Origin of the sequence: Vibrio sp. STUT-A16, assembly GCF_026000495.1 — a bacterium.
Taxonomy (GTDB): Bacteria; Pseudomonadota; Gammaproteobacteria; order Enterobacterales; family Vibrionaceae; genus Vibrio; species Vibrio diabolicus.
The window spans coordinates 1,050,662-1,076,136 of sequence record NZ_AP026765.1; the positions used below are offsets into that span (position 1 = coordinate 1,050,662).

At 44.2% G+C, this 25,475-nt stretch carries 21 protein-coding genes and 1 tRNA gene; 10 read left to right on the forward strand and 12 right to left on the reverse strand.

Features of this window, described 5'->3' with window-relative positions; translation table 11 throughout:
- Nucleotides 1-162: 162 nt before the first annotated feature.
- Together OO778_RS04985 and gap are read right to left on the reverse strand one after the other, a co-directional pair.
- Nucleotides 163-1,047 carry a D-hexose-6-phosphate mutarotase gene (locus OO778_RS04985; protein ID WP_012841555.1) on the reverse strand — a complete coding sequence of 295 codons (885 nt, stop codon included), beginning with the start codon at nucleotides 1,045-1,047 and terminating at the stop codon, nucleotides 163-165.
- 158 nt (nucleotides 1,048-1,205) lie between these two features.
- Nucleotides 1,206-2,201: a type I glyceraldehyde-3-phosphate dehydrogenase gene (gap, locus tag OO778_RS04990; RefSeq protein ID WP_012841556.1), complete on the reverse strand. Its 996-nt coding sequence runs from the start codon at nucleotides 2,199-2,201 to the stop codon at nucleotides 1,206-1,208.
- A 337-nt stretch (nucleotides 2,202-2,538) separates the two neighbouring features.
- Here gap and msrB point away from each other — a divergent pair, with 337 nt between their 5' ends.
- On the forward strand, nucleotides 2,539-2,949 hold the full coding sequence (gene msrB / locus OO778_RS04995; RefSeq protein ID WP_005396508.1) for a peptide-methionine (R)-S-oxide reductase MsrB: 411 nt from the start codon (nucleotides 2,539-2,541) through the stop codon (nucleotides 2,947-2,949).
- Nucleotides 2,950-3,064: 115 nt separating this feature from the next.
- Here msrB and OO778_RS05000 read toward each other — a convergent pair whose 3' ends face one another.
- Nucleotides 3,065-3,886 carry a DUF2989 domain-containing protein gene (locus tag OO778_RS05000; protein ID WP_005396509.1) on the reverse strand — a complete coding sequence of 274 codons (822 nt, stop codon included), beginning with the start codon at nucleotides 3,884-3,886 and terminating at the stop codon, nucleotides 3,065-3,067.
- A 101-nt stretch (nucleotides 3,887-3,987) separates the two neighbouring features.
- On the opposite strand from OO778_RS05000, the gene OO778_RS05005 reads away from it, so the two are divergent.
- A complete protein-coding gene (locus OO778_RS05005; RefSeq protein ID WP_005380700.1) occupies nucleotides 3,988-4,272 on the forward strand; it encodes a DUF1315 family protein in 285 nt (94 codons plus the stop codon).
- A 105-nt stretch (nucleotides 4,273-4,377) separates the two neighbouring features.
- On the opposite strand, the gene ansA is transcribed toward OO778_RS05005, so the two are convergent.
- Nucleotides 4,378-5,391, reverse strand: a complete 1,014-nt coding sequence (ansA, locus tag OO778_RS05010) for an asparaginase (RefSeq protein ID WP_264910862.1) — start codon at nucleotides 5,389-5,391, stop codon at nucleotides 4,378-4,380.
- A 164-nt stretch (nucleotides 5,392-5,555) separates the two neighbouring features.
- On the reverse strand, nucleotides 5,556-7,406 hold the full coding sequence (gene sppA, locus OO778_RS05015) for a signal peptide peptidase SppA (protein WP_264910863.1): 1,851 nt from the start codon (nucleotides 7,404-7,406) through the stop codon (nucleotides 5,556-5,558).
- Between the two features lie 224 nt (nucleotides 7,407-7,630).
- On the opposite strand from sppA, the gene OO778_RS05020 reads away from it, so the two are divergent.
- Nucleotides 7,631-9,643: an NADPH-dependent 2,4-dienoyl-CoA reductase gene (locus OO778_RS05020; protein WP_237308159.1), complete on the forward strand. Its 2,013-nt coding sequence runs from the start codon at nucleotides 7,631-7,633 to the stop codon at nucleotides 9,641-9,643.
- A 59-nt stretch (nucleotides 9,644-9,702) separates the two neighbouring features.
- Here the strand turns inward: OO778_RS05020 and OO778_RS05025 are convergent, their stop codons facing one another.
- Entirely contained in the window at nucleotides 9,703-11,019 is a 1,317-nt protein-coding gene (locus OO778_RS05025) for an MFS transporter (RefSeq protein WP_253644431.1), read from the reverse strand.
- Between the two features lie 173 nt (nucleotides 11,020-11,192).
- Between OO778_RS05025 and OO778_RS05030 the strand changes: the two genes are divergently transcribed.
- Together OO778_RS05030 and OO778_RS05035 are read left to right on the forward strand one after the other, a co-directional pair.
- Nucleotides 11,193-11,741, forward strand: a complete 549-nt coding sequence (locus OO778_RS05030) for an NAD(P)H nitroreductase (protein ID WP_005396515.1) — start codon at nucleotides 11,193-11,195, stop codon at nucleotides 11,739-11,741.
- Between the two features lie 104 nt (nucleotides 11,742-11,845).
- Entirely contained in the window at nucleotides 11,846-13,813 is a 1,968-nt protein-coding gene (locus tag OO778_RS05035) for a DNA topoisomerase III (protein WP_145473613.1), read from the forward strand.
- Between the two features lie 44 nt (nucleotides 13,814-13,857).
- Here OO778_RS05035 and OO778_RS05040 read toward each other — a convergent pair whose 3' ends face one another.
- Together OO778_RS05040 and OO778_RS05045 are read right to left on the reverse strand one after the other, a co-directional pair.
- Entirely contained in the window at nucleotides 13,858-14,064 is a 207-nt protein-coding gene (locus tag OO778_RS05040; protein WP_258647547.1) for a hypothetical protein, read from the reverse strand.
- A 183-nt stretch (nucleotides 14,065-14,247) separates the two neighbouring features.
- Complete coding sequence (locus OO778_RS05045; protein WP_264910867.1) at nucleotides 14,248-14,937, reverse strand: SDR family oxidoreductase; 690 nt, start codon at nucleotides 14,935-14,937, stop codon at nucleotides 14,248-14,250.
- 270 nt (nucleotides 14,938-15,207) lie between these two features.
- Between OO778_RS05045 and OO778_RS05050 the strand changes: the two genes are divergently transcribed.
- Nucleotides 15,208-16,131 (forward strand): histone deacetylase, encoded by a 924-nt coding sequence (locus tag OO778_RS05050; protein ID WP_264910869.1) that lies wholly within the window; start codon nucleotides 15,208-15,210, stop codon nucleotides 16,129-16,131.
- A gap of 191 nt (nucleotides 16,132-16,322) precedes the next feature.
- Here OO778_RS05050 and OO778_RS05055 read toward each other — a convergent pair.
- The 3 genes from OO778_RS05055 to OO778_RS05065 all read right to left on the reverse strand — a co-directional run bounded on the left by OO778_RS05055 (nucleotide 16,323) and on the right by OO778_RS05065 (nucleotide 18,626).
- A tRNA-Ser gene (locus tag OO778_RS05055) sits at nucleotides 16,323-16,413 on the reverse strand.
- A 154-nt stretch (nucleotides 16,414-16,567) separates the two neighbouring features.
- Entirely contained in the window at nucleotides 16,568-18,376 is a 1,809-nt protein-coding gene (locus OO778_RS05060) for a DUF3413 domain-containing protein (protein WP_046874519.1), read from the reverse strand.
- A 22-nt stretch (nucleotides 18,377-18,398) separates the two neighbouring features.
- Nucleotides 18,399-18,626: a YejL family protein gene (locus OO778_RS05065; RefSeq protein ID WP_005380722.1), complete on the reverse strand. Its 228-nt coding sequence runs from the start codon at nucleotides 18,624-18,626 to the stop codon at nucleotides 18,399-18,401.
- Nucleotides 18,627-18,711: 85 nt separating this feature from the next.
- On the opposite strand from OO778_RS05065, the gene yejK reads away from it, so the two are divergent.
- The 3 genes from yejK to OO778_RS05080 all read left to right on the forward strand — a co-directional run bounded on the left by yejK (nucleotide 18,712) and on the right by OO778_RS05080 (nucleotide 22,376).
- Nucleotides 18,712-19,710: a nucleoid-associated protein YejK gene (gene yejK / locus OO778_RS05070; protein ID WP_005396521.1), complete on the forward strand. Its 999-nt coding sequence runs from the start codon at nucleotides 18,712-18,714 to the stop codon at nucleotides 19,708-19,710.
- 81 nt (nucleotides 19,711-19,791) lie between these two features.
- Nucleotides 19,792-21,108: an Hpt domain-containing protein gene (locus OO778_RS05075; RefSeq protein ID WP_264910871.1), complete on the forward strand. Its 1,317-nt coding sequence runs from the start codon at nucleotides 19,792-19,794 to the stop codon at nucleotides 21,106-21,108.
- 104 nt (nucleotides 21,109-21,212) lie between these two features.
- Complete coding sequence (locus OO778_RS05080) at nucleotides 21,213-22,376, forward strand: chemotaxis protein (RefSeq protein ID WP_074191641.1); 1,164 nt, start codon at nucleotides 21,213-21,215, stop codon at nucleotides 22,374-22,376.
- An 87-nt stretch (nucleotides 22,377-22,463) separates the two neighbouring features.
- Here OO778_RS05080 and nhaC read toward each other — a convergent pair whose 3' ends face one another.
- The gene (gene nhaC / locus OO778_RS05085) at nucleotides 22,464-23,897 is read right to left on the reverse strand and encodes a Na+/H+ antiporter NhaC (RefSeq protein WP_256935641.1); all 1,434 of its coding nucleotides are present in this window, start codon (nucleotides 23,895-23,897) and stop codon (nucleotides 22,464-22,466) included.
- A 430-nt stretch (nucleotides 23,898-24,327) separates the two neighbouring features.
- Here nhaC and asd point away from each other — a divergent pair, with 430 nt between their 5' ends.
- On the forward strand, nucleotides 24,328-25,443 hold the full coding sequence (gene asd / locus OO778_RS05090; protein ID WP_074191639.1) for an aspartate-semialdehyde dehydrogenase: 1,116 nt from the start codon (nucleotides 24,328-24,330) through the stop codon (nucleotides 25,441-25,443).
- Nucleotides 25,444-25,475: the final 32 nt, after the last annotated feature.

Below are 25,475 nucleotides of genomic sequence, written 5' to 3' on the forward strand. Positions count from 1 at the left end.
GTATCGGCATGCTATCGGTTTATATGATCGAATTTTTTGATATTTGTTAATGAAATAGTCAAAAGTGACTGATAACCAATAAGTTAGTTGAGAGAGGACCATCTAGGTGGGGCTTTTATTACAAAAAAGGTCGGGTATTCCCGACCTTTGAGCTGGTTACAACTACTGCACTGAAATTACAGTGACAAGTTCATGAGTCTCACCTGGCTGGAGCGTTTTACCTTGCTCGATACTTGGAGCGTGAACAGTAGATTCAACACAGAGCATGGTTTGGTAACCATCGTCAGCCATATCAGCCATACCTTGTGCACCTTCTGCCCAAGGGTTCCAAAGTACCGCGGAGTTATGACCATGGTTTTCCACGCTTAATGTACGATTCAGTTCCGGATCTTTTACCAAAATTTTCGCTTCTGGTTGCGTGTAAACGCGATCAATGGTGTCTGTGAGTTGCAGAACATCACCACCTTGGCATACCGCATCAGCTTTCAAGCTATCAATGTACTCGGCACCCATGCCTGTTGTTTGTGCTTGCTTAATGTCTCCAACGTTTAGGTAAGTATGTAACGCGCCAGAGAAGGTCCAAGCTTCGTCATCGATGTTCATGACTTTGAGTGTCACTTTTAGCTCATCGCCAACTTCAACCACCAAACGAGCGTCAAACATATGTGGCCAAATATCGTGGATTTCTTCTGTCGGGAACAGAGCAAGTTCAACAATCACGCCGTTATCGTTCTCGCGATGTTCAACCAGCTCCCATTCAGCAGTACGTGCGAAACCATGAGCCGGTGCTGCAATACGCCCAAACCATGGCCAGCAAACGGGAATGCCGCCTCGCAGGGCTTTTTTCCCGTCGAAAATCGCCTTCTCGCTCATCCAAATCAAATCTTCATGACCAGCAGGAGTGAACGAAACAACGTGACCACCATGTAAGGAGATGCCTGCTGTCGCTTTCTCATGAATAACACGTACTACTTTGACCTGATCAATTTCAACGACAGTAACGTTATCAGATAACACGGTTAGAGCTGGGAGAGTTTTTAAATCCATGTGCTGTTTCCTATCATTGGGGAAAATAGGGTTTCGACATCCGTCGCAAATACAATGCAACAGCGCCGAGGTATTCTCTCAAATTCCAGATACAAAAAAGGCGACTCTAGAGCCGCCTTTTCTTTAACGAAGTTATTCGCTAATTGCTAACTATCTAATTACTTAGAGATGTGAGCGATTAGGTCTAGAACTTTGTTTGAGTAACCGATTTCGTTGTCGTACCAAGATACAACTTTAACGAAGTTATCAGTTAGAGCGATACCAGCTTTAGCATCGAATACAGAAGTTTGAACTTCACCGATGAAGTCTTGAGATACTACTGCATCTTCAGTGTAACCTAGAACACCTTTTAGCTCGCCTTCAGAAGCTTCTTTCATTGCTGCACAGATAGCTTCGTAAGATGCGCCTTCTTTTAGGTTAACTGTTAGGTCAACTACAGAAACGTTAGCTGTTGGTACGCGGAAAGCCATACCAGTTAGTTTGCCGTTTAGTTCTGGAAGAACAACGCCTACAGCTTTAGCAGCACCAGTTGAAGATGGGATGATGTTTTGAGAAGCACCACGACCACCGCGCCAGTCTTTAGCAGAAGGACCGTCTACAGTTTTTTGAGTTGCTGTAGTAGCGTGAACTGTAGTCATAAGACCAGATTCGATACCGAACTTGTCGTTAAGAACTTTAGCGATAGGCGCTAGACAGTTAGTAGTACAAGAAGCGTTAGAAACGATGTCTTGACCAGCGTAAGTAGCGTGGTTAACGCCCATTACGAACATTGGAGTAGCGTCTTTTGAAGGACCAGTTAGAACAACTTTCTTCGCGCCAGCTTCGATGTGCTTACGTGCAGTCTCGTCAGTTAGGAAAAGACCAGTTGCTTCTGCAACAACGTCAACACCGATTTCGTCCCACTTAAGGTCCGCTGGGTTGCGCTCTGCAGTAACACGTACAGTTTTACCGTTAACGATTAGGTTACCGCCTTCAACTTCAACAGTACCGTTGAAACGGCCGTGAGTTGAGTCGTACTTAAGCATGTATGCCATGTAATCTACGTCGATAAGGTCGTTGATACCTACAACTTCGATGTCAGCACGCTCTTGCGCTGCACGGAATACGAAACGACCGATACGGCCAAAACCGTTAATACCTACTTTGATAGTCATTATAGTTGCTCCACAACTTAATTTCTGATTAAAGATAACTGGTAGTAAAATTACAGAATCCAGTAAACATCTGCAAGTGATAATCGGACTTAACTTGTTTAAAGTCAAAAAAAAGCGACGCTTTTTTTAACAATTCTTCGCAAATGTTCGTTTTTTAAACTTTTAACTGATTCTTCTGTAGTCCAGTTGGCGTAATATAACTGGTGAGATAAGTGCTCTTATCAAATTAATTACGCATGGTGTCCTGGTGAGAAAGTATGTGCTACAACTGTTAAGAGAAGCAAGTTTTTTGCTAAAAAAGTCAATACCAAAAACAGTAAAGAAGGAGCAGAAAGTCGTGGAACAAAACGGGAAAAAAGTGGCGAAGTCAGATGAGCAGTGGCGTGAGCAACTTTCTGAAGAAGAGTTTCGTGTCTGCCGAGAGCAAGGTACAGAACCGCCTTTCAGCGGTAAACTACTGCATAATAAAGAGACGGGTGTTTATGCTTGTACCTGTTGCAATGCCCCTCTCTTTGTCTCTGATAACAAGTATGACTCTGGCTGTGGTTGGCCAAGTTTTGATGCGCCCATCAATGATCAAGCGGTGCGCTATTTAGAAGATCTGAGTCACGGAATGGTACGTACAGAGATTCGTTGTGCCACATGTGATAGCCATCTAGGGCACGTTTTTGAAGATGGCCCACAGACCACGGGTGAGCGTTTTTGTGTTAATTCAGTGTCGTTAATTTTCAACAAATCAGAACAATAACGACAAAATTGTGCTCGATAGTGTTTTATCCTTTCAATACGATTTGTTGTAAGTAGAAAACAGAGTGTAGTTTGACCCAAAGAAAAACTCCCGCCAATTGCGGGAGTTTTTTCGTTTATATCTCTTTGGGTATCATTGCTGGAGAGTAGTTTCCTCTCTCTATGGCTTTTGCCACCGATTCAGCTAATTCATCTAGCTGCTGATATTGCTCTGCATGACTAAAATTAAACATACGCTTGAGCTGCTTTTCATCAGCAAGCGGGACGTCGAATCTTTTTGCAACCATTGCCCACAGATACGCGCGCTTTTTTTCTCCAAGCCCTTGATGAATGCTTGCCATTGATTTGAGAATGATCGGATTAAGGTTGTCTTCATCCGATAAAGACAACGCTTTATTCAGCAGTATCAACGTTTTCTTAGCATCTCGATTAGTATAGAAAGTAGCTAATGCATATTGCATCTCAGCAGTATTTAACTTGGGTGAGCCTTCCATTTGTAAAAATGCGCGACGAGCTTGGATGTCACCCGTTTGAGACCACAAAAAATACAAAGTAGCGGGGTCTTCTGAGCCTTTTAACTCGTTTACGATGCGTTCTAGCTCATCAATACTGTGTACCAAAGCGTTAAAACGCTGTCTCTTGAGAGCACTTTGATCAATAGGTGTGATCTGAGAGGCGAGTTCTAAGCATTTCCTATATTCAGCGACCAGACCGTATTCGATAATTTGATTGGCTTCTGATGGATATTTCAGTTGCTCAAACCGATGCCATACTAAGTTTGTTCTGGGAACTCGACATTGCCCGTCATCCATATTGAGCTGTTCGCAGCGCAGCTCTGGTGTTTTTTGGCACAACTCTTCGGTTGTCACGTTACCTTCGAAACAGCCCGTTAGTGCGAGACTTGTGAGGCTGAGAAGTAACCAGTGTGTTCTTTTCATGGTTTTGCTTGTGATCCGTTACACCAATTCATTTTCGTATTCTTGACTCAGTTTCTTAACCCGTTATGTTCTGTAAATAGAATGTAATAAGAAGGTACATTATGGACGCAGAACAACTATTACAAGCGATGACTCCAGAAGTTTATGATCGCTTAGTCTATGCAGTAGAAACGGGAAGATGGCCTGAGGGTACAACACTTTCTAAAGAGCAGCGAGATTCGTGTATGCAAGCTGTGATGTTGTATCAATCAAAACATAATACTGATGCGCAGCATATGACGGTTGCAGCCGGCGGTGAAATCAGCTTTAAATCGAAGCAAGAACTTAAAAAACAATTTAGCGGAGAAGAGAGCGACATTGTTCGTGTCAATCCGAACATTGATTAAGTGAACCTTTGATTTTTACAGGGTGTCGTTTACCGCTACTACTTTGACTTTAAAAGAAAAAAGCCCAATCTCTATTGGGCTTTTTAGATCGTAGAAAGCTTGAACTTACAGGCTCATTTCACCACGCAGTACTTGTTGCATTCTCTCTTTTACTTCTTCGTAAGAAAGGTTTTGGCTTAGAAGGTAATGCAGTTTTGCTAGTGCCGCTTCTGGCGTCATGTCAAAGCCGCTGATAACTCCAGAGTCTGCCAGTGCACAACCCGTGGCGTAGCCGCCCATATTCACTTTGCCTGCCAAACATTGAGTTAGGTTCACGACAATAACGCCGCGCTCAGAGGCTTCTTTCAGGTGACCAAGCAGCTCAGGGTTCTGAGGAGCATTGCCGACACCAAAAGTCAGAAGAATCATCGCATTCACGGGCTGACGAAGCGTGTTTCGGATAACTTCGTGTGATATACCAGGATACATAGTGATCACGCCGATTGGCTGTGGTGTAATGTTGTGAACCTTAAATTCACCTTCTGGTTGTGCACCAACGGTTACGCTGTTGCTTACTTGAATATTGATCCCAGCTTCCAGTAGTGGAGGAAGATTTGGTGAAGTAAAGGCATTAAAACCGTCCGCATGAGATTTTGTGCTGCGGGTACCACGCATCAACTGATTATTGAAGAACAAAGTAACTTCGTTGATCGGGTAGTTTGCGGCAATATGCAGAGCATTCAATAGGTTTGCTTGACCGTCAGAACGCAGCTCCGCAAGAGGGATCTGTGAACCTGTAACAATCACTGGCTTGCCAAGATTTTCAAGCATGAAAGACAATGCAGATGCTGTATATGCCATGGTGTCAGTACCATGTAGGATGACGAAACCATCGTATTTGTCATAGTTGTCACGAATATCATCCGCAATCTGCTGCCAGTCGGCAGGCGTCATATCTGATGAGTCAATCAGAGGATCGTATTCGTGGATAGTGTAATCCGGCATTTCAGGACGGTGAAACTCTGGCATGCTTGCTAGTTGCTTTTCCATAAAGCCAGCAACAGGCACATAGCCGTGATCCGATTTTTGCATTCCGATGGTGCCACCGGTGTAAGCGATGTAGATGTGTTTTCTAGTCATCGTTTTTTCTTTCATGTAGGGGAACAGAGGCGGGGATTATATACCTAAATAACCTTGAGATGCGAGGCTATGCGCACAGCATCAGAAAGTCATCTGAGGAGATGTTGAGCGTAATAAAAAGGGCACCTCAAGTAGAGATACCCTTTGTAATCTTAATGAAAAAGCTACTGCACTTGGCAGTTCAAACAAAATGCGTATTGACCTTTAGGATCGTTAAAGCTTTGTAGCAAGCTTGCGTCTTGTTCGAACTGTTGAGCTACGGGTTGAAGACTTTTTGGTAGCAAGCTGGTTGCATCAATACCTAGAGAGACTTTCACCTGTTTCATGAACTCTTGTAAAAATAGTTCAGTGGGAGAAAGCGGTTCTTCTACCCAGTAAATGCCGTAATCAGTCACATTCGCCAGTTTTGCCGCTAGTTCTACGGCATCATCAAAGTCACCCATCTGGTCGACAAGACCAAAGGATAGTGCGTCTTGTCCTGTCCAAACTCGACCTTGAGCGACGTTGTCGACTTCCTCTAGAGACATATCGCGATTCTCGCCAACCAAAGAAACAAAGCGCTTATAACCGTGCTCGATACCTAATTGGAATACTTGAGACGCGCCGTCAGAGAGGCCAGTGGTAATGCCGTCACCAGAGAACGGCGATGTGCCAACGCCATCAGTATTAATGCCTAACTTACTAAAGCCTTTTTCAAACGTGGTGATGACGCTAAAGATACCAATGGAACCCGTCAGTGTTGTTGGCTGAGCAACGATCTTGTCTGCGCTCATTGAAATCCAATAACCACCAGAAGCGGCTAAACTCGACATGGATACAACAACTGGCTTGCCTGCTTGTTTCAGTGCTTCTACTTCGTTGCGAATCACTTCAGAGGCAAAGGCACTACCCCCAGGGCTATCTACTCGCAACACGACCGCTTTCACCTTTTCATCATTGCGTGCTTGACGCAACAAGCTTGCGACGGTGTCACCTCCGACAGTACCACGAGGTTGTTGACCATCCATAATCGCGCCACTGGCTAGAACAACGGCGATATCGTGCTGAGGTAGTGTGTAATCAGGACGAATCGTTGCAAGGTAGTCGTAGTAACCAATCGCGTTGTAGCTGTCTTTGCCGTCACTACCAAACTGTTTGGCAAATAGAGTGCGAATGTCTTGGCGTGTCGCGAGTTCATCGACCAAGCCCATTTTAACCGCGAGCTGAGCAAGATCACCATCCACTGACTTCATTTCGTCAATCAGCTCATCCATGGTTGGGTTAAGCACTTTCGCATCAATATTTCTGTTTGTGGTTACGTCATCAACAAAAGCACTCCACAACTGAGTAACCCAGCGTGTTGCAGACTCTTTCGCGGCATCGGACATGTCATCACGAATAAAAGGTTCGATAGCGGATTTATAAGTACCTACGCGAAAAACATGAGTAGAAACATCAAGCTTTTCCAATAACGTTTTGTAGTACATTGAATAGGCACTGTAACCTTTAATCAATACGCCGCCATCAGGTGCCAGGTAAACTTTATCAGCGTAACTTGCCAAGTAATATTGGCTTTGGTTGTAAAAATCACCTACGGCGTAAACGGGTTTACCTGACGCTTTAAATTCGTTCAACGCTTTCGCGATGTAACGTAATTTCGTGAGATTTGTTTCTGGCATGTCTCGCAGTGCTAGCACTAATCCAGACACTTTAGGATCGTCTTTCGCGTAGCGAATAGTATCAACGATATCGAAAAGGACGTTTTCTTTCGGTAACTCATTGCCCAAAAGGGAACCAGCAAAAGAGTCCATTGGATTTACATAGCGTCTTTGTTCGACAATCGGACCTGAAAGATTCATCACCAATGCCGACTCTTTTTCGACGACGGGTTGACCGTCTCCGGTATAAGTAAAAGCAAAGTAGAAAACGGCAATCATCAGCAAGAAGATCAGGTTTGCCAGTGCGAGTCTGATAAAGGTGATGCTCTTCCATATCCCTTTAAATATCAAACCAATAAATTTGAAGAGTTTTTTCATCTTGTCTCCATAACGAGATAGTTACGCCGAGTCTAACAAAGTATGGGTTCTTATCTCTAAGATCTCAAAAGATAACATTTTTTTAGCTTATCACGACCACTCAACAATTGGCATATTTTCACGTGAGATTGATCGGTGTTACAAAAATGTAAACGCTTGTTTGATTTTTTGGTTGAGCGGGCTTAGTCTGGTCAGACCATGATAATAACAATGGATGTTAAGTGATGTCTGCCATGTACCCAAACCTATTAAAGCCACTGGATCTCGGTTTTACACAATTACGAAACCGAGTCCTGATGGGATCAATGCACACGGGCTTAGAAGAGCACAAAGAAGGATTACAGAAGCTCGCGGCTTTCTATGAAGAACGCGTGAAAGGCGGTGTTGGACTGATTGTAACCGGAGGTTTTTCTCCTAACTTACGCGGTCGTTTGCACCCATTGAGTGCTGAGTTCAGCAAGCCAAAGCATGCCAAGGCCCACAAAGTTGTGACAGAAGCGGTGCACAAGCACGGTGGCAAAATTGCCCTACAAATTCTCCATGCTGGGCGTTATGCCATGCATCCATTCTCGCAAAGTGCGTCTGGCATTAAAGCGCCAATTGCAAAGTTTGCTCCGAGTGAAATGAGCGACCGCCAGATTAAGAAAACCATTGATGCCTTTGCGAACAGCGCTGAGTTGGCCCAGCTTGCTGGTTATGATGGCGTCGAGTTAATGGGCTCGGAAGGTTACCTGATAAACCAATTCTTATGTAAGCGCACGAACATGCGTTACGACGAATGGGGTGGCAGTTACAAAAAACGTATGCGTTTTCCGCTAGAAATTGTCAAAGCGGTTCGTAAGGCGGTGGGTGACAAGTTCATCATCATTTTCCGTCTCTCTATGCTGGATCTTGTCGAGCAGGGCAGCACATTTGAAGACGTTATCGAATTGGCGAAAGCGCTTGAAGAGGCTGGCGTCACGATTATCAATACGGGTATCGGTTGGCACGAGGCTCGAATTCCTACCATTGCGACTCAAGTACCACGCGGTGCGTTTACGTGGGTTACGGAAAAAGTTAAGCCTCACGTTTCGGTTCCTATCATCACTTGTAACCGAATAAATACGCCAGACGAAGCAGAACGTATTCTATCTTCAGGTCATGCTGACATGGTTTCGATGGCGCGCCCATTCTTGGCCGATCCTTACTTTGTTGCTAAAGCCGAACAGGAAAAAGCGCAGTTTATCAATACGTGTATTGGTTGTAATCAGGCGTGTCTAGATAACGTGTTTAAAGGTAAGCGCGCCAGTTGCTTAGTGAACCCTCTAGCGTGCTATGAAACCGAAATTGTTGTTGAACCAGCCTTTAAGAAGAAAAACATTGCAGTTGTTGGTGCAGGCCCTGCGGGCTTGGCTTGTGCGACTACACTGGCTGAACGTGGCCATAAGGTTGATTTGTTCGAAAAGAACGACCGCATCGGTGGTCAGTTCCGTCTTGCGATGCAGATCCCTGGCAAGGAAGAGTTTCGAGAGACGATACGATATTTCGCTAACCGTATTGATGAAACAGGCGTGAATCTGCACTTATCGACGGAAGCGAATTATGACTTACTAACAGAATACGATGAGATCGTGATGGCGTCGGGTGTCGAGCCACGCAAAGTCAATATTGATGGAATTGAGAACCCAGAAAAAGTCGTCGACTATCAAACTCTCATTCGAGACAAAACGCCAGTCGGTGAGAAAGTGGCTATCGTTGGTGCTGGTGGTATTGGCGTAGATGTCGCGACCATGCTCACTGAGCCGGTTGGACAAACGTTGGATGACTGGTTGCATGAATGGGGAATAGACAAAGAGATGTCTCAACCGGGTGGTTTATACCCTTACCCTGATGCGGTCAGCGATAAAGAAGTCTGGGTGCTTCAGCGTCGTAAAGGTCGTGTAGGTAAAGGTCCGGGTAAAACGACAGGTTGGATCCATAAACGTACACTTGAAAAACGGGGCGTACATTTAGTCGGTGGCGTGTCTTACGATAAAATTGATGATCAAGGTTTGCACATTCATGTAGATGGAAAAGAACAATTATTGAACGCGGACAAAGTCGTCATTTGTGCGGGGCAAGAGTCTGTTCGTCCATTTGAAGATAAATGGTCTGAACTTGGAGAGAAGATTCATATCATTGGCGGAGCTGACCATGCGGGTGAACTTGATGCTGTGCGTGCGATTCGTCAAGGCGTTAAATTGGCGGTAAAACTCTAGTCTTTCAAGGTGTGTTTACTATGAAAGCTGCGCTTTGAGCGCAGCTTTTTTGTATAGAACTAGTCACTGATTTCTGGCAGTTGTTTGGCCATTACCACGCCAGAAAGAGTAATAAAAGAGAACACTAACACCACAGCTGAAAGGCTCAAAAAGTTCGACATGACACCAAGAGAACTCATTAGAAGCAGCATTATCCCAACCACCGTGTTACTCACGGCTACATAGCTTGTCCGTTTGTCACCTTCTGCGATATCAACTAAGTAGGTTTTTCGTCCGACTCGTATTCCGTCGTGGGCAATGCACACACAAAAGTAGAGCAGAGGAATCACGAATAGGAAGCTTGTGCTGGCGATTATCCAAGTATCGTAAACAAATAAAACAACGCCAAGTAGCGCGCTCATCGTTGCGCCGATGACCATAACACTGCGGCTAGATCGATCGGACATTCTTCCCCAGAAAGGACCTGACACAAAGGAGGCTAAGCCACTCGCAAACATAAAGAGAGCTAGCACCCAGAGCTGTCCACCCAGAGATTGCTGTGCCAGCACAACGTAGTACGGTGCACTCAGCGCAGAACATAAAAATAGTGTCCGCGTGATAACGAATCGACGAAAGGTCACGTCTGTCTTAAGTAACGCGAGTTGTTTAAATGCTTCGAGGACGCCATTTCGACCACCGTCTACCTCACCGGCATACTCATTAATTCGCGCATAGACTAATGCCGCGATGAGCCATATGACGCCCGCTAAGCCTAAACTCAGACCGTAAAAGCGCTCTGTCGGCTCTACATCCCATAACCAGGCTAGTGCCAGAAGGCTAGCGAAAAGTAGTGTAACAAGGCCAGCAGCGCTTGAAGACCAGCCGTTGACTTGACCTCGTTGGTTTTTAGGGATGGTTTTGCCCAACACATCTTTTGATGCGACGGAATTTAAACCGCGTGAGAGGCTGAAGATCACAAGACATGCAATTACACCATAACCCGCAGCAGCTCCTGTCAGAGTTAATGCGACCACTCCGATTGCAAATATGGAAAGAGCCTGCAAGATGCTGCCAATTACCCAGACCCATTTTCTTACTGGAATGCGTCGGATGTAGTGCGCGATGCTAAGTTGTGGGATAAGGGAACCTGATTCACGAATAGGAACGAGCCAACCAATTAAGTAAACCGGTGCCCCGAGGCTTTGTAGTATCCACGGCAACGTGACTTTGGGATTGATTAACGCATCGCCGACCTTCGTTAAAAACTGAGCAAGAATGATTTTAAGAAAGTTGCCGGGAACTTGATGACAAGCTGATTCAGGAATCGCCTTACAGGCACGGGCATCTTCGTCATTAACGATCTTTTCGTAAATGCTGTTTTGTTTGTCCTTGTTCATCAACCTGCCTATGTTCAACTTATTCATTTCGCGAATAAATTAACATTAAATCCAGTTTGATGTTAAGTGAAGCACGTTATCAAGCCCACAGAAAACCGGTTGTTATTCGTAGGAACAGATTGTGCTAAAGTGGCGTAAACAAAATAACAACGATATTCGATAAGGATTCTTTCATGGACGCTCTCGATCTTTTGCTCAATCGCCGATCTATCGCGAAGTTATCTGCGCCTGCACCAGAAGGTAAAGCGCTTGAGAACATCATTCGTGCAGGCCTTCGTGCGCCTGACCATGCGGGATTAACCCCTTGGCGTTTCGTTATCGCACAGGGCGATGGTTTGAAAAAACTGTCAGATATCTTGGTAAAAGCGGCAGAAGCTGAAAATAGTGATGAAGCGGTGGTCGAAAAGGTGAAAAATGCGCCATTTCGTGCGCCAATGGTGATCACGGTGATTGCTAAAGTAACGGAACATGAGAAAGTGCCTGCACTAGAGCAACACTTATCTGCGGGATGTGCCGTACAATCCATGCAGATGGCAGCGGTAGCGCAAGGCTTTCAAGGATTTTGGCGCTCAGGTAAGTGGATGTTCCATCCAGAAGTTCATCAAGCGTTTGGTTTAGAAGGTGACGATGAGATTGTTGGTTTCTTGTACCTAGGTACGCCTGGTTGCACACCGATGAAAGTTCCTGAGCGTGACCTTTCTCAGTTTGTTGAATTTCTATAACTGAAAACTTAAACAAACTTGACTGTTTATTTATACAGTTTTTCTTGATTTATTAGGGCTACATTCGTTAATGTGGCCCTAATTATATTTATTTCCAAAACGTTATGTCTCGTCTGTTTATTGCTGAAAAACCAAGCTTAGGCCGTGCGATTGCCGCAGCACTGCCAAACCCTCAAAAGAAAGATCAAGGATTCATCCGCTGTGGGAACGGGGATATCGTTACTTGGTGTATCGGCCATTTGCTCGAACAAGTCGAACCTGACGCTTACGATGAGCGTTATAAAAAGTGGAATATGGCAGATTTACCAATTGTTCCGCAGCAATGGCAGCTCAGACCGAGGAAAAGCGCAAGTAAGCAATTAACAGTGATTCGCAAATTGCTCAAAGAAGCTAACGAAGTCATTCATGCAGGAGACCCTGACCGCGAGGGTCAGCTGTTAGTTGATGAAGTTCTCGACTATTGCAAGTTATCTAAAACCAAGAAGGAATCCACACAGCGTTTGCTGATTTCCGACTTGAACTTACCTGCGGTGAAACGCGCACTCAGTTCTATGCGCAGTAATCGCGAGTTTATCCCACTTTCAGTTTCTGCATTGGCTCGCTCTCGGGCTGATTGGTTGTATGGCATGAACATGTCTCGTGCTTATACCTTGCTTGGTCAAAAAGCAGGGTATCAAGGTGTTCTCTCGGTAGGGCGAGTGCAAACGCCAGTTCTTGGCTTAGTGGTGCGTCGTGATGAAGAAATCGAAAACTTTGTCCCGAAGGACTATTTTACCCTACATGCTCTGATCCCATATCAAGATGCCAATGGTACTTTTGATATTCGTGCTCGTTGGAAGCCAAGTGAGGCATGCAAGCCTTGGCAGGATGAAGAAGGGCGAGTGTTAAACCGTAAGTTAGTGGAAAACGTTGCAAACCGTATTGCAAATCAACCCGCGAAAGTGACGGAGTCGGAACAAAAGCAAACCAAGCAATCAGCACCATTACCTTATTCATTATCTGCTTTACAGATCGATGCAGCGAAGCGCTATGGTATGAGTGCGCAACAAGTACTAGATACTTGTCAGGCATTGTATGAAAAGCACAAGCTGATCACTTATCCACGTTCAGATTGTCGCTATTTACCGATGGAACACTACTCACAAGCAGAGATGGTGACAACAGCTATTGCGAATAACGCAAAAGAGCTGCAAGGTGCCGTTCAGGGAGCAGACTTAACATTAAAGTCCAAAGCCTGGAACGATAAAAAAGTGGATGCGCACCATGCGATTATCCCTACACCAAAACAAGCTAATGTGAATGCGCTTTCGGGCAATGAGATGAAAGTGTATCAATTGATTGCGCGCCAGTATCTCATGCAGTTTTATCCGGCGGCGGTTTACGCAGAAGCGAAATTAGTTTTCGATATCGCTGGTGGTACGTTTATCGCGAAAGGTCGTCAGTTAGTTTCGCCGGGTTGGAAAGCGCTAATGGGCAAAACTGACAAGGAAGATGAAGGTATTGATGCCGTACCACCGTTACCAGAAGGCACCGTGTTAACTTGTCGTGAAGGGGAAATAAAAGACCGAAAAACCGAGCCACCAAAGCACTTTACCGAAGCATCGCTGTTGCAAGCGATGACCGGGATCGCCCGTTACGTTGCGGATAAAGAACTGAAAAAAATCCTTCGTGATACTGATGGGCTAGGTACGGAAGCGACTCGCGCTGGTATTTTGGACACGCTGTTCAAACGCCAACTGCTCACGCGTCAAGGTAAATCAATTCTCAGCTCTCCTGCGGGAAGAGGTCTCATTCATGCCTTGCCACAGGATTCAACGTACCCAGATATGACGGCTCATTGGGAGCACCAGTTACAAGGTATGGCAGAGAGAAATCAGGCATATCAGCCGTTTATGCAAGCACTAGAGCAACGCATTGATGGCTTGATGGCACAAGTAAAAGCAGGGCCGATCCCTGATTCATTGCGTCATCTACCCAAAGTGGAACGTCCTGCGTTTAAACGTAAAAAGCGTAGTTATTCAAAGAGTGGTGGCGCAACTAAATCTGGTGCAGCCAAAGGTAAGCGGGCATAGGACAAGCGCGGCGTAATTAAACACCGCGCATGCTTGAAAATAGATTACTCGAATAGGTCACCGTGGTTTTGGATCGCGCCTCTTACTTCACCTTGAGTTAACACGCGTTTGTCCAGAACCTCTTTCACTTGGTTGCCCAAGTCAACTAATGTATTTCGATTCGCTTGAGTTTGGCGTTTACCAGCACTTCTCAAGCAGTAATTTAGTTCGTGCTCTTCGCTAAAATTAACCAAATCCCTATCTGCTGCCATCGTGCTTTCTCCTTATTTGTTCTACTTTTTCATAAGTCTGGATTGGATATAGATAAATTCAAGTTAGATTGCGCGAATTATGCTGGTATATCGCCGATGAACATTATGTTTGCCAACCAATTCACGATTATGAAGCCTAGCTTAGGTGTTATTTGGTTTATTGATGGTTGTTTCTTAACGCCGCTACCAAGGTAGCTCAGTACCATCGTAGTTAATAAATCGACCTGAAAGTTGCGGTGTACTCAGCTCTATCACGTTCGCTAAGCCCTGCGCGGAGGTTTGCGTATCGATCAATGCATTTGGCCCGCCCATTGCCGTTTTTACCCAACCAGGATGAAGCGCTAAAACGGTAAATCCTTCAGGTGTTAAATCATTGCTCAAGCTTTTAACAACCGAGTTTAGCGCCGCTTTCGATGAACGATAAATATAACCGCCACCGGACGTATTTTCCGTCATGCTCCCCACTTTTGATGAGATACAAGCAATCTTTTTCATCTTGCCTTGTTGTAAGCGAGGGTAACAGAGCTCAACCAGTTTTAACGGTGCAATGGTGTTTACTTCGAAGACTTTACGCCATTCTTCTACGTCAGTGTCTCCAAAGCCATATCCCTTGGGGCCGTAATATCCTGCATTATTGATGAGTAAGTCGATGGCAGGGAGTTTATCGGCAAGCAGAGCAACTTGTTCGTAGTGAGTGACATCCAGTTCGTGCAAAACTAGATTGCTGTAATGTGAGGCTAGAGTTTGTAGTTCAGAACTGTTCTCTAAGGAACGGCTAGTAGCGTGTACTTGATGGCCTTGCTTCAGGTACAGCTCAGTTAAGCTAAGGCCAATGCCGCGATTTGCTCCGGTAATAAAGACGGTTTGACTCATACAAACACCTATATTTTTTGATTTCAGTTGAAAGTCATTGTGTTAGCTAAGCGCAATGAAATCAACCAGCCACCACGCACCAACAACGAAAGATGAAAATAGGGACAGAGCACAAAGAGAGCCAAACAGTGCGCCGAGAATAGCAAAGAAAGTAGAATTCATATGTATATTAAATTTAATTGATATTGAAAATCATTATCAATTAAATTGCATTTTATTCAACCCTTGAAGTTGATACTATTTCGTTACCATTGTTATTAAGAATTTCTCATGCTGCCATTTATCTACCACCCGATTTATTCTCAACTTGAGTTGCCAGAGGGGCATCGTTACCCAATTATGAAGTACCAGTACCTCTATGAATCGGTATTGGTACATATTGAGAAAGATAACTGGAAAGAACACGTGCAGTTTTTCCAGCCAGAAGCATTAACTGTTGAGGAAATAAAACGTGTTCATGACCAGGAATACGTCGACTTGCTAGTGAATGGAAACATGCCAGCTGCGAAAATGCGCCGAATAGGTTTTCCTTGGAGTGAGTCTCTCATTACCAGAACGCTAACTTCAGCAGCGGGCACGGCTTTGACCGCAAATAAAGCACTTGAGTATGGTGTTGCCATTCATTTGAGTGGCGGGTATCACCACGCACACAAAGAGTTTGGCAGTGGTTTTTGTTTATTTAATGACTTAGTGATCGCGGCCAGGCAAGCGCTCGAAGTAGAGCATGTCGATAAAGTATTGATCATTGATAGTGATGTTCATCATGGGGATGGAACAGCAACTTTATGTGACGATGAGCCAGATATCATCACGCTTTCCTTCCACTGTGATAAAAATTTCCCAGCGAGGAAGCCTCAGTCTGATCTAGATGTGCCTTTGGTGCGAGGAACAGGTGATGAGGATTTTTTAATGGCGTTTAAGGAAGTGGTTGAAATGGCACTTAATCTTCATCGTCCTGATTTGGTTATCTACGATGCTGGTGTTGATATACATCAAGACGATGAGCTTGGATATTTTGATGTGTCGACGCAAGGGATTTTAGAGCGTGATAGATTTTTAATGCAAACAATGAAATCGCGAGGTATCCCTGTCGCAGCTGTCGTCGGAGGTGGATATCGAACGAATCATGCAGACCTTGTCCCAATTCATTTGCAGCTCATTAATGCCGCTAAAGAAGTCTTTGTTGGTAAGTAAATACAACTAGACGTAAGTATCAACCTGATTCAAAACGGGACACTGAAACGAAAAGGTCGTTAATTTCTAAGCGTACTCTTTCTGAATGTGGCGATTGCTGGGCTTGTATTCAAGGAGGGATTTGTAAAAATCTTTTCAAATCTGGATATACGAAAAAGCCCGCTAATTTCTTAGCGGGCTTTTTCTAAATGTGGCGGAGAGATAGGGATTTGAACCCTAGATACGCTATTAACGTATGCCGGTTTTCAAGACCGGTGCTTTCAACCACTCAGCCATCTCTCCGTTGTTGAGGCGCATAATATAAGGCTTTGAAAATGTTGTAAACCCCTAGTTGAACTGATTGGATGTTTACTGCGCAAATTTGTGGTTTGTGTTGTTTAAATAAACAAAAACTCCCCAAAAAGGGGAGTTTGAATAGTATATGGATTGCTAGGTATTAATCGTTTTTAGAATAAAAACGCTGTAACTCAGTTAAACCTTGCATCAAAACTGGCAACTTCGGTGCATCATCTCGAAGTCGTTTGTAATTTTTGTCATACAACTTGTAGTTGCCAAACTTATCGATCACTGTGGTTTGTGAGCTAGTAATTAAGGCAAGCTCACGAGTGTCACCCGCTAGGATCCAACGGCGACGACTTTCGTCAAATAGGTTACGACCACTACTGTAATCATATGGGTTGGAAGATACACCGAGCATATCCTGCAACAACGTGACCGAAAGGTCCAAGTGGCTTGTGCTGTGATTAAATTCACCAGCCAACATTCCTGGCCATTGGATTACCATAGGAACTTGTAACTGATAACGGCTGTAGTTGCTGTTTGCGCCCCAGCTGTTCGTATTGGTTTCGTTAAACTCACTACCGTGATTAGAAGTGATAATCACGATGGTGTTTGTCAATAGTCCATTTTTTTCAAGCTCATCAATAATACTAGCGACGGTTTTATCCGCTGATTTCACCGCATATTCATAAGCTTTTTTGAAGCGATCACTTGCGGACATTTCTTCGTCATTATTTGAAGGGATCGATTCAAAATTATCAACGGTGGTGACTTCGATGTAACTAAACCATGGTTGACTCGCTTTCTCTGTTAACCATGTATTCCAGTTCGCGATAGATTGCTTATCGGTATGAGCTTGTGTGCCATCGAGGTCTTCCGCTAGTTTTAAGTCGCGGAAAATAATCTCTGAGTAGAGATCATCTTCAAACCCGCTGCCACTGAATAGGCCGAAGTTGTAACCCTGATCTTTCAGTACATCGAGTAACACTGGCGAAGCACCTTGCGCCTTGATGCTTGAGGCGTAACTGGTTGGTAAGCCGTAGAACAAACCAAAAGCCCCGTAAGTATCATTACTTGAACTGTAATGATTACGGAAGTTCTGATTGTTTTCGGCAAACTCATAGAGGTTAGGCATCTCTTCTGGATTCAGCGCGTCTGCACGCAGGTTATTTACGCTGATCATCAACACGTTGAGCTTATTGACTCGACGGTTAAACTCTAGCTTTTCTAGAGGGTAATTGACTAACTCTACGTTGCCTTCATTTTCCGCTAAGCGTTTTAGGTATTCCTCACGGTCAAGTAGACCATGTTTTTCCATAAAGCTCTTCGCCGTCATCGGATAAGACAATGGGAAGTTTGAACGCTGACTGGTAATTGGATTGTAGAAGTATGCATCTGCCCAAATATAAACCAAATGGCTGGTCATAAAGCTGAGGAAAAATACAGCTGCTAGAGGACGTCCTACGTGCTTATGAGATAGTTTGCGCTGTTTTCGCCATACCCATTCGGATAGAGCGAGCTGAATAAGGAAGATCAGCGGCATTACAACAAACAGATGTTGTAGATCAGTGCTGAGTGCACTTTTATCTTCGCTGAATAGTAACTCCCAAACGACAGGAGTTAAGTGCAAATTGATCGACTGATACGCTTGGGTATCAATCAATAATATGGTTTGCCCAACGGTCGCGAAAATCACTGCCACCAAACGGAACAATTTCCGCGATGGCAGGATAAACGTTAACGGGAATAGAACGAGCAAGTAAAGCGCGAAAACTAGAAAGCCAAAGTGGCCAACCCAAGAAACCGCCAGATAAAACTGACCAAGTAACGTCTCGGGCCAAGGAGACTGAACAATGTAGCGTGTGCCTATCAACATCGATGCAACGATATTGAAGAATGCAAACCAGTGACCCCAACCAACCAGTCGAGATACACGTTCGCCGTATGAGTTTCCGCTGTCTACCATGTATGTGTTCTATTGTCCGTTATTAGTGTGTTTTTGGTGTTTCTAAAGAAGACATCAGCGCCTGAGCAAATTTTTCAGCAATCGCTTTGCGTTGTGAAGCAGCAACACGTTGATTTAAGACATTGGTTGCGATATTTCCGGCAATCATTAGCGTCAACTCAGGAGAAGCAGCGTGTTTTTCAAGAACTGTTGCTACTTCAGCAAGAATTTTCTCTACTTGCTCGTCAGTATATTTAGATGTAATCGGCATAAAGACTCTAATAATGATAGTAAAAGCGGCTTATGATAACCTACAATGCCCATCAACTAAAACCTTGTAGCAAGATAAAATCACTATGAGCCTTCATCTTTCAAACGTTATTCTGCATCAACTGTGCAAAAACGATCAGGACGAGCTAGTTGTAAACTTTCGTCCAGCATCATTAGAGAACGATGCATCTACTGAAAACTTAGTCGCTGAGCTTCACCGAGTATTCCATTCTAAAGCTGGTAAAGGTTTTGGCTCTTTCCAGTCAGACAGCGAATTTCAATTTTGGCTTCAAGAAATGCGCAAAGGAGAGCGAGATTTTTACGACTTCTCACAAATTAGTGCAAATCGCTTGAAAGAAGAGTTGATTAAGTACCCATTTGCGGATGAAGGTATTTTGGTTTTCGCTGAGTATCAGAGTTTAGCAACGGACTACTTGTTCATCGGTATCTTACCAATGAACCAAAGTTTAAAAGTGACCGAAGGTTTGGACATCAGTGCGACGGATTACCTAGATATCACCAAAATGGATATTGCGGCCCGCATTGACTTGTCGAGCTACGACACTGACAAGGAATCTAATCGTTACTTGCAATACATCAAGGGACGCGTCGGCCGTAAAGTGGCGGATTTCTTCCTAGATTTCCTGCAAGCGGACATCGGCTTAGATACTAAACAACAAAACTTAGTGTTGATGCAGGCAGTGGATGATTTTTGTGCTGACTCGAAGCTAGAAAAGCAAGAAGTGAACGAGTACAAGAAACAAGTTTACGATTACTGCAATGAGCAAATTAAATCCGGTGATGAGGTTCAAATCTCAGAGCTTTCTGGAGAGCTTCCTCCAAGCCAAGATGGCACAAGCTTTATGGATTTCACCAAAGAGCAAGGGTACGAACTTGAAGAATCTTTCCCAGGTGACCGTGCGACGGTTCGCAAACTGACTAAATTTGTTGGCGCTGGCGGTGGCTTGAATATTAGCTTTGATAGCCTATTGCTTGGCGAGCGTATTTTTTATGACCCAGAGACGGATACCTTAACGATTAAAGGTACGCCACCAAATCTAAAAGATCAGTTGAGTCGCAACTAAAACCATATCGTCAAATTAAGAGAGCCAATGGCTCTCTTTTTTATGTGAATAAGAAACATCCATAGTATATGCTTGTAATTAATGGAGATATGCGAGGGGCGAGTGTTGCTGAAGCTAAAAGAAGGAATGAGGCGGTTTGTTTGGTTCTGGTTCGTTTTATGGTGTGTTTTAGCGCTAGGGATTTGGTTGCAAGCCAAACAAACGATTCAAACCATTTCAACAGTGAATGAGCTAGGAAGCAAAGTCGAAGAAGTCAGACATTTTTTTAACTTCGATCTGCCTTATCGTGTTAAGCACGTCGACCAAGTTTCACTAAAACTTCAGTTAGCCTATGCAGTTCGCTTACAGCTTGAAAGTGAGTTTTCTGAAGGAAAAATCACACCAGATATTACTCAATTGCTTTATGCGACCGATCGATTTTTAGAAAGTGCTCGAGCCTTTGTAGGAAGTGACAGTGAGCTAGTCTCATTAGCCGAGCAGTTGCGAAGGAGCCGTGCCCGAGCTGAAAACTCTGAGCAAATTCAATCAATGTACTATCGCTTAGGCGCACTTGTTTTGGAGTCTATTTTTAGTGACTCAGCAACGAATAGCGATACTTATCGTGATTTAGACCGACTCTTTATCGAGTCGGACACGCTTTCTCCTCAAGAGCGAAGTGCTTTTCAGCGTCAACTTGCCCATACTTCAAGCGCGCTATCTGCCAAGGCGCAAGGCAGCTATCTAGTTAATCAACTGCTTAATCCTGATTTCCCGAACCAGTTGATTTCGATAAATGACCAGTTGGAACAAAAGTTGATGACCTTTGTTACTTGGTTGTCAGTAATCAGTGGTTTATTTCTTTCTCTTATTTCATGGGGGCTTTTCTCCCAAAGAACCGTTCAGCCGCTAATACCATCAAGAGCAGAGGATAAAGAGTCTGAGCAAGCTGGTGGGTCTTACGTTGTTTTTTCTGCTCAGTCCGAAATCTCTCAAAGCAGCCAAGTTAACGAACAGAGCCCTAATGAGCCGAACACATCGCAAGTGGAAGTCGTGGAACGTGAGCCGTATATAGATATCAATAAGATGCTGGACTCGCTATCGGGAGATGAAAGCGCGGTGCGAATGTTACTTGAAGTCTTTATTCAGGATCACTCTGGCGATGGTTCAAAAATGCATCGGCTATTAGAAGAGGATAAAGAGCAAGCGCAAAGAGCGGCTCATAGTCTTAAAGGGGTCTCGGGAAGTTTAGGGGCAATGCCATTGCACTGCATTTCGGGCGATATTGAACTGTTGATTAAACAAGGGCAAAAAGTGCCGGAAGAGAAACTGACACGTTTAGATGATGTCCTAAAGCAAACCATACTTTTCGCTAACCACGTTCTCAATAGTGAAAAGATACAAGAAGCGCTAACAGATTGATATTGCTCTGACTTACAATCATCAGAGTTGGGGTATTAAAGGCCCGAACTATATGACTTAGTTCGCTTTATTCCTGTTCCATACAATTTGTTAAGGGTACTTTCATGTCCGTTCGTCGATTGTCTTCAATGATGTTGATAGGGTTGGTTGTGATGCTTTCAGGGTGCTCCCTGTTAGAAGTGAAAATCGAGAGTCAAACCGTCCCTCTTACCAAACAAGAGCTTAATATGCGTCTCCTGACTCGTGAGTATGCGCAACAGTTTTTTGCTCAGGTAGAGCAAGCTTCTGATGCATTGCACGATCAATATGAGCCGCATGATAAAGTCCATCAATCTTATATTTTGCTTTGGAAGATAAATGCTGAAGAAGGTCTTCAAGCCGCAGCATACCAAGTCTCGCCAATGGCAGCACTGATTGATACTTGGACTTTTACGCTACAGATGGATCAATTCTTTACGACTGGCCCTGGTAATGAACTATTTGCGACAGATGAGGCAAAGTTAGTTTCTGCTCACTTAGCGAAAGAGGTGGATAAACTGGCTCAATCTCTGTTGAAACAAGAAGCGTACATCAAGACACAAGCGTTTGTTGCAGAGTTCGTTAAGCAACATCCATTCGCGGACTTAAGTATGATCAGGACGCCAGCTTACCGCGGGTGGTTAGATGCGAATCAAATTAGCGAGGAAGAGGCAGTGACTACGCTAGGTACAATGCCAGAAGCATTAGGGGATGTCTCGGATCGTCTAAGCCTTGTATCAGAACAGACCCCCAAAATTATGACTTGGAAGGCGCAGTTATTAGCATTAAATAGCTCTGCCAGCATCGAAAAAGTTAATGCTGCGCTAAATAGCTTACAAGTTACGGCTGATTCGATGAAGGACTTTATTGATAACAATCCAGAGTACATGCGCTATTTAGCAGAGCAAATGGCGGTAGAGTTACAACCTTTAGTTGATGATATTGACCAAAAAACGCAAGCGCGTTTATCTCAATTGGGTGAGGAGCGCCAAGCTTTAGAGCTGATGGTAGCCAGAGAGCGCCAAGAAATCGCGCAGATCATTACCCATGAGCGTGAGAAGTTTGCTCAAGATATGGACCGAGTCTCGCAGGAAGTGGTCAGTTTAGCGATGACCAAGCTGATTGAGCTCGTTAAAAGTACCATTATCTACTTCATCTTGTTCATTGCCGTTATATTCTTTGCACCACTTGGCTTGGGCTATTGGTTTGGTAAGCGTGCAGCAGTGAAAACGCAAGTCAAACAAAGTTAACGTTTGGTTGAGATATAAAAAGAGCGCTCATGCGCTCTTTTTCTTTGTCTCTCACTCGGAAGAGAGATTCTTCCTATCTATGCGAACTTAAGCGGTTTGCTGCTTCAGTTTGCCTTCTGCTTGTTCAACTGCTTCCGCCGTTGGTTCGCATTTATCAACAAACCAACCCATGTAGGAGCTGATGATAGTCACAATGATACATACAAAGCTTAGCCACATGAACGGTGCATAAGATAGTGTCGCAACACCCAGAATACTTGCCATGTAGATACCGTTGTCACTCCATGGAACCATACCAGATGTTAATGTGCCGCCGAACTCTGCGTTACGAGATAAGTTCTTACGTTTATAGCCTAGGCGATCGTAGTTCTTCGCACAGATTTTTGGTGTCAGGATAAGTGAAACGTACATCGCTGAACCAAATACGTTCCCCATAAAGGCTGTACCGATTGTACTTGTTGCCAGTGAACCTGCACTTTGAACGCGTTTTTCAAACAGCTTAGCGATAGTTTCTAACACACCCACTTTATCTAGTAGACCACCAAAACCAAGGCCGAATACGATAACAGCAACCGAGCCAAGCATTGAAGACATGCCGCCACGGTTAAGAATTGAGTCAATGAAATCTACGCCTGAAGAAATCGCAAACGGAGCCCAAGCGGTGTTGAACGCGGTTAGGAAGTCCACATCTTGAATCATTACTGCCCAAATAATACCGAGCAGAGAACCAAAACTGATCACTGGGAATGAAGGCATACGCATTGCTAGAAGTGACAATACGATGATCACAGGAACAAATGAGTAAGGCGTGATGTAGAATTGCTGCTCCATCGCTTTAATTACAGAGTCTACCTGGCTCATGTCAACTTGACCTGCGTAGTGGAAACCAAATGCAGTAAACATAATGCCTGTAATAATGTAGCTAATGAGTGCGATCGGCAGCATGCCTTTAATATGTTCCATTACTTCAACGTTAGACATCGATGAAGCAAGGATGACGGAGTCCGATAGAGGCGACATTTTGTCACCGAAGTAACAACCTGAAAGCACTGCGCCAGCAGTAATTGGTGCAGGAACGCCAAGGCCTTGGCCAATACCCATCATCGCAATACCAGCAGTACCTGCAGCGCCCCAAGAGGTGCCAGTCGCTAGCGCAGTCAATGAACAGATGATCATGGTCGCGAGCAAAAAGATAGAAGGGTGAATTGCTTTAAGGCCGTAGTAAATAATGGTTGGAACAATACCACCAGAGATCCACGTACCAACAAGCGCGCCAACGGCAAGAAGAATTAAGACGGCTCCAAGTCCATTGGAAATGCCATTTAGTGCAGCTTTTTCCAGATCTTTGTACTGATGACCAAGCTTAATGCCTAATATCATGATAATGAACCAACCGATGTACAGCGCTAGCTGGATCGGTAGGTCTAGCTTGGCAGTGAACGAAAATGCCAGCAGTAGAAATAAACCGAGCGAGATAAATACCTGTATCAAGCTTGGTAGGCGTGGTGTAACTTGCTTCATATGTGCCTCTGTCAATCTTGGAGCAATAGAGGAAGGCGCTCCTTGTTGTAATCGCGCATAACATACATTAACAAAAATTATATTTCGAATATTTGGTGTTTTATCTTGATGTTCGTCGGCAAAAACGTTTGCTTGTGAAATTAACTGTTAGTTTGTTTTAACTTTTTTGGTTTTAAATGTTGTGTAATGTGAAATTATTGTGCTTCATGTGTTATTTTATCACTGAGTGGTAAGACCAATTTGGAGTAACAGGGCTTTCCCTACTTGAAAAATGGCCGAAATCGCAAACCAAACACTAAAAAATCTCGTTTAACACGAATTTTCATAGGAAAAGGTTAAAAAATAGGCTTATTTACAAAATAGGGGTTGAGATTTTGATGCGAAAAATTAACTATGGGGTAGGTTTTTTAATACATGGAGAGTTAATACGATGAGAGTTGGTTTAGTTGGTTGGCGCGGTATGGTTGGTTCAGTCCTTATGCAGCGTATGGTTGAAGAGAAAGACTTCGACCTAATCGAACCAGTATTCTACAGTACTTCTCAAGTTGGTATTCCTGCTCCTAACTTAGGAAAAGACGCAGGCTTACTGCACGACGCGTATGATATTGAAAGCTTAAAACAGCTTGATGCGGTAATTACATGTCAAGGTGGTAGCTACACAGAAAAAGTTTACCCAGCACTTCGACAAGCCGGTTGGAAAGGCTACTGGATTGACGCCGCATCTACGTTACGTATGGCGGAAGATTCTATCATCACGCTTGATCCTGTGAACTTAAAGCAAATCCAACAAGGCATCCACGGTGGCACGAACACATTTGTTGGTGGTAACTGTACGGTTAGTTTAATGCTAATGGGTCTAGGTGGCTTATTCGAAAAAGGCCTTGTTGAGTGGACAAGCGCGATGACATACCAAGCCGCTTCTGGTGCTGGCGCGCAAAACATGCGTGAACTGATCTCGCAAATGGGCGTTATCAATGACTCTGTAAGTTCCGAACTTGCAAACCCATCAAGCTCTATCCTAGATATTGATAAAAAAGTTGCAGACACAATGCGCAGCGGTTCTTTCCCTACCGATAAATTCGGTGTACCACTAGCTGGCTCGCTTATTCCGTGGATCGATGTGAAACGTGATAACGGTCAGAGTAAAGAAGAGTGGAAAGCGGGCGCAGAGGCAAACAAAATTTTGGGCTCACAAAGCTCGCCTGTACCAATTGATGGTACTTGTGTCCGTATTGGTGCAATGCGTTGTCACTCTCAAGCACTCACTATCAAGCTTAAGCAAAATGTCCCAATGGACGAAATCGAAGAAATCATCGCCACTCATAACGACTGGGTTAAAGTGATTCCTAACGATCGTGACATTACTGCGCAAGAACTTACACCTGCAAAAGTAACGGGCACTATGTCCGTACCAGTGGGTCGTCTACGTAAGATGGCAATGGGTGATGACTTCCTAAATGCTTTCACTGTTGGTGACCAACTACTATGGGGCGCAGCAGAACCATTGCGTCGTACGTTACGCATTATTCTTTCTGAGAAAGCATAATCACATCAATCTTTGTTTGATGACAAAATAAA

Excerpts from the sequence above, each read along its gene's own strand:
- OO778_RS04985 (WP_012841555.1), bottom strand. The coding sequence starts at position 1,047 with ATGGATTTAAAAACTCTCCCAGCTCTAACCGTGTTATCTGATAACGTT.
- gap (WP_012841556.1), bottom strand. The coding sequence starts at position 2,201 with ATGACTATCAAAGTAGGTATTAACGGTTTTGGCCGTATCGGTCGTTTC.
- OO778_RS05000 (WP_005396509.1), bottom strand. The coding sequence starts at position 3,886 with ATGAAAAGAACACACTGGTTACTTCTCAGCCTCACAAGTCTCGCACTA.
- OO778_RS05005 (WP_005380700.1), top strand. The coding sequence starts at position 3,988 with ATGGACGCAGAACAACTATTACAAGCGATGACTCCAGAAGTTTATGAT.
- ansA (WP_264910862.1), bottom strand. The coding sequence starts at position 5,391 with ATGACTAGAAAACACATCTACATCGCTTACACCGGTGGCACCATCGGA.
- sppA (WP_264910863.1), bottom strand. The coding sequence starts at position 7,406 with ATGAAAAAACTCTTCAAATTTATTGGTTTGATATTTAAAGGGATATGG.
- OO778_RS05020 (WP_237308159.1), top strand. The coding sequence starts at position 7,631 with ATGTCTGCCATGTACCCAAACCTATTAAAGCCACTGGATCTCGGTTTT.
- OO778_RS05025 (WP_253644431.1), bottom strand. The coding sequence starts at position 11,019 with ATGAACAAGGACAAACAAAACAGCATTTACGAAAAGATCGTTAATGAC.
- OO778_RS05030 (WP_005396515.1), top strand. The coding sequence starts at position 11,193 with ATGGACGCTCTCGATCTTTTGCTCAATCGCCGATCTATCGCGAAGTTA.
- OO778_RS05035 (WP_145473613.1), top strand. The coding sequence starts at position 11,846 with ATGTCTCGTCTGTTTATTGCTGAAAAACCAAGCTTAGGCCGTGCGATT.
- OO778_RS05040 (WP_258647547.1), bottom strand. The coding sequence starts at position 14,064 with ATGGCAGCAGATAGGGATTTGGTTAATTTTAGCGAAGAGCACGAACTA.
- OO778_RS05045 (WP_264910867.1), bottom strand. The coding sequence starts at position 14,937 with ATGAGTCAAACCGTCTTTATTACCGGAGCAAATCGCGGCATTGGCCTT.
- OO778_RS05050 (WP_264910869.1), top strand. The coding sequence starts at position 15,208 with ATGCTGCCATTTATCTACCACCCGATTTATTCTCAACTTGAGTTGCCA.
- OO778_RS05060 (WP_046874519.1), bottom strand. The coding sequence starts at position 18,376 with ATGGTAGACAGCGGAAACTCATACGGCGAACGTGTATCTCGACTGGTT.
- OO778_RS05065 (WP_005380722.1), bottom strand. The coding sequence starts at position 18,626 with ATGCCGATTACATCTAAATATACTGACGAGCAAGTAGAGAAAATTCTT.
- yejK (WP_005396521.1), top strand. The coding sequence starts at position 18,712 with ATGAGCCTTCATCTTTCAAACGTTATTCTGCATCAACTGTGCAAAAAC.
- OO778_RS05075 (WP_264910871.1), top strand. The coding sequence starts at position 19,792 with ATGGAGATATGCGAGGGGCGAGTGTTGCTGAAGCTAAAAGAAGGAATG.
- OO778_RS05080 (WP_074191641.1), top strand. The coding sequence starts at position 21,213 with ATGTCCGTTCGTCGATTGTCTTCAATGATGTTGATAGGGTTGGTTGTG.
- nhaC (WP_256935641.1), bottom strand. The coding sequence starts at position 23,897 with ATGAAGCAAGTTACACCACGCCTACCAAGCTTGATACAGGTATTTATC.
- asd (WP_074191639.1), top strand. The coding sequence starts at position 24,328 with ATGAGAGTTGGTTTAGTTGGTTGGCGCGGTATGGTTGGTTCAGTCCTT.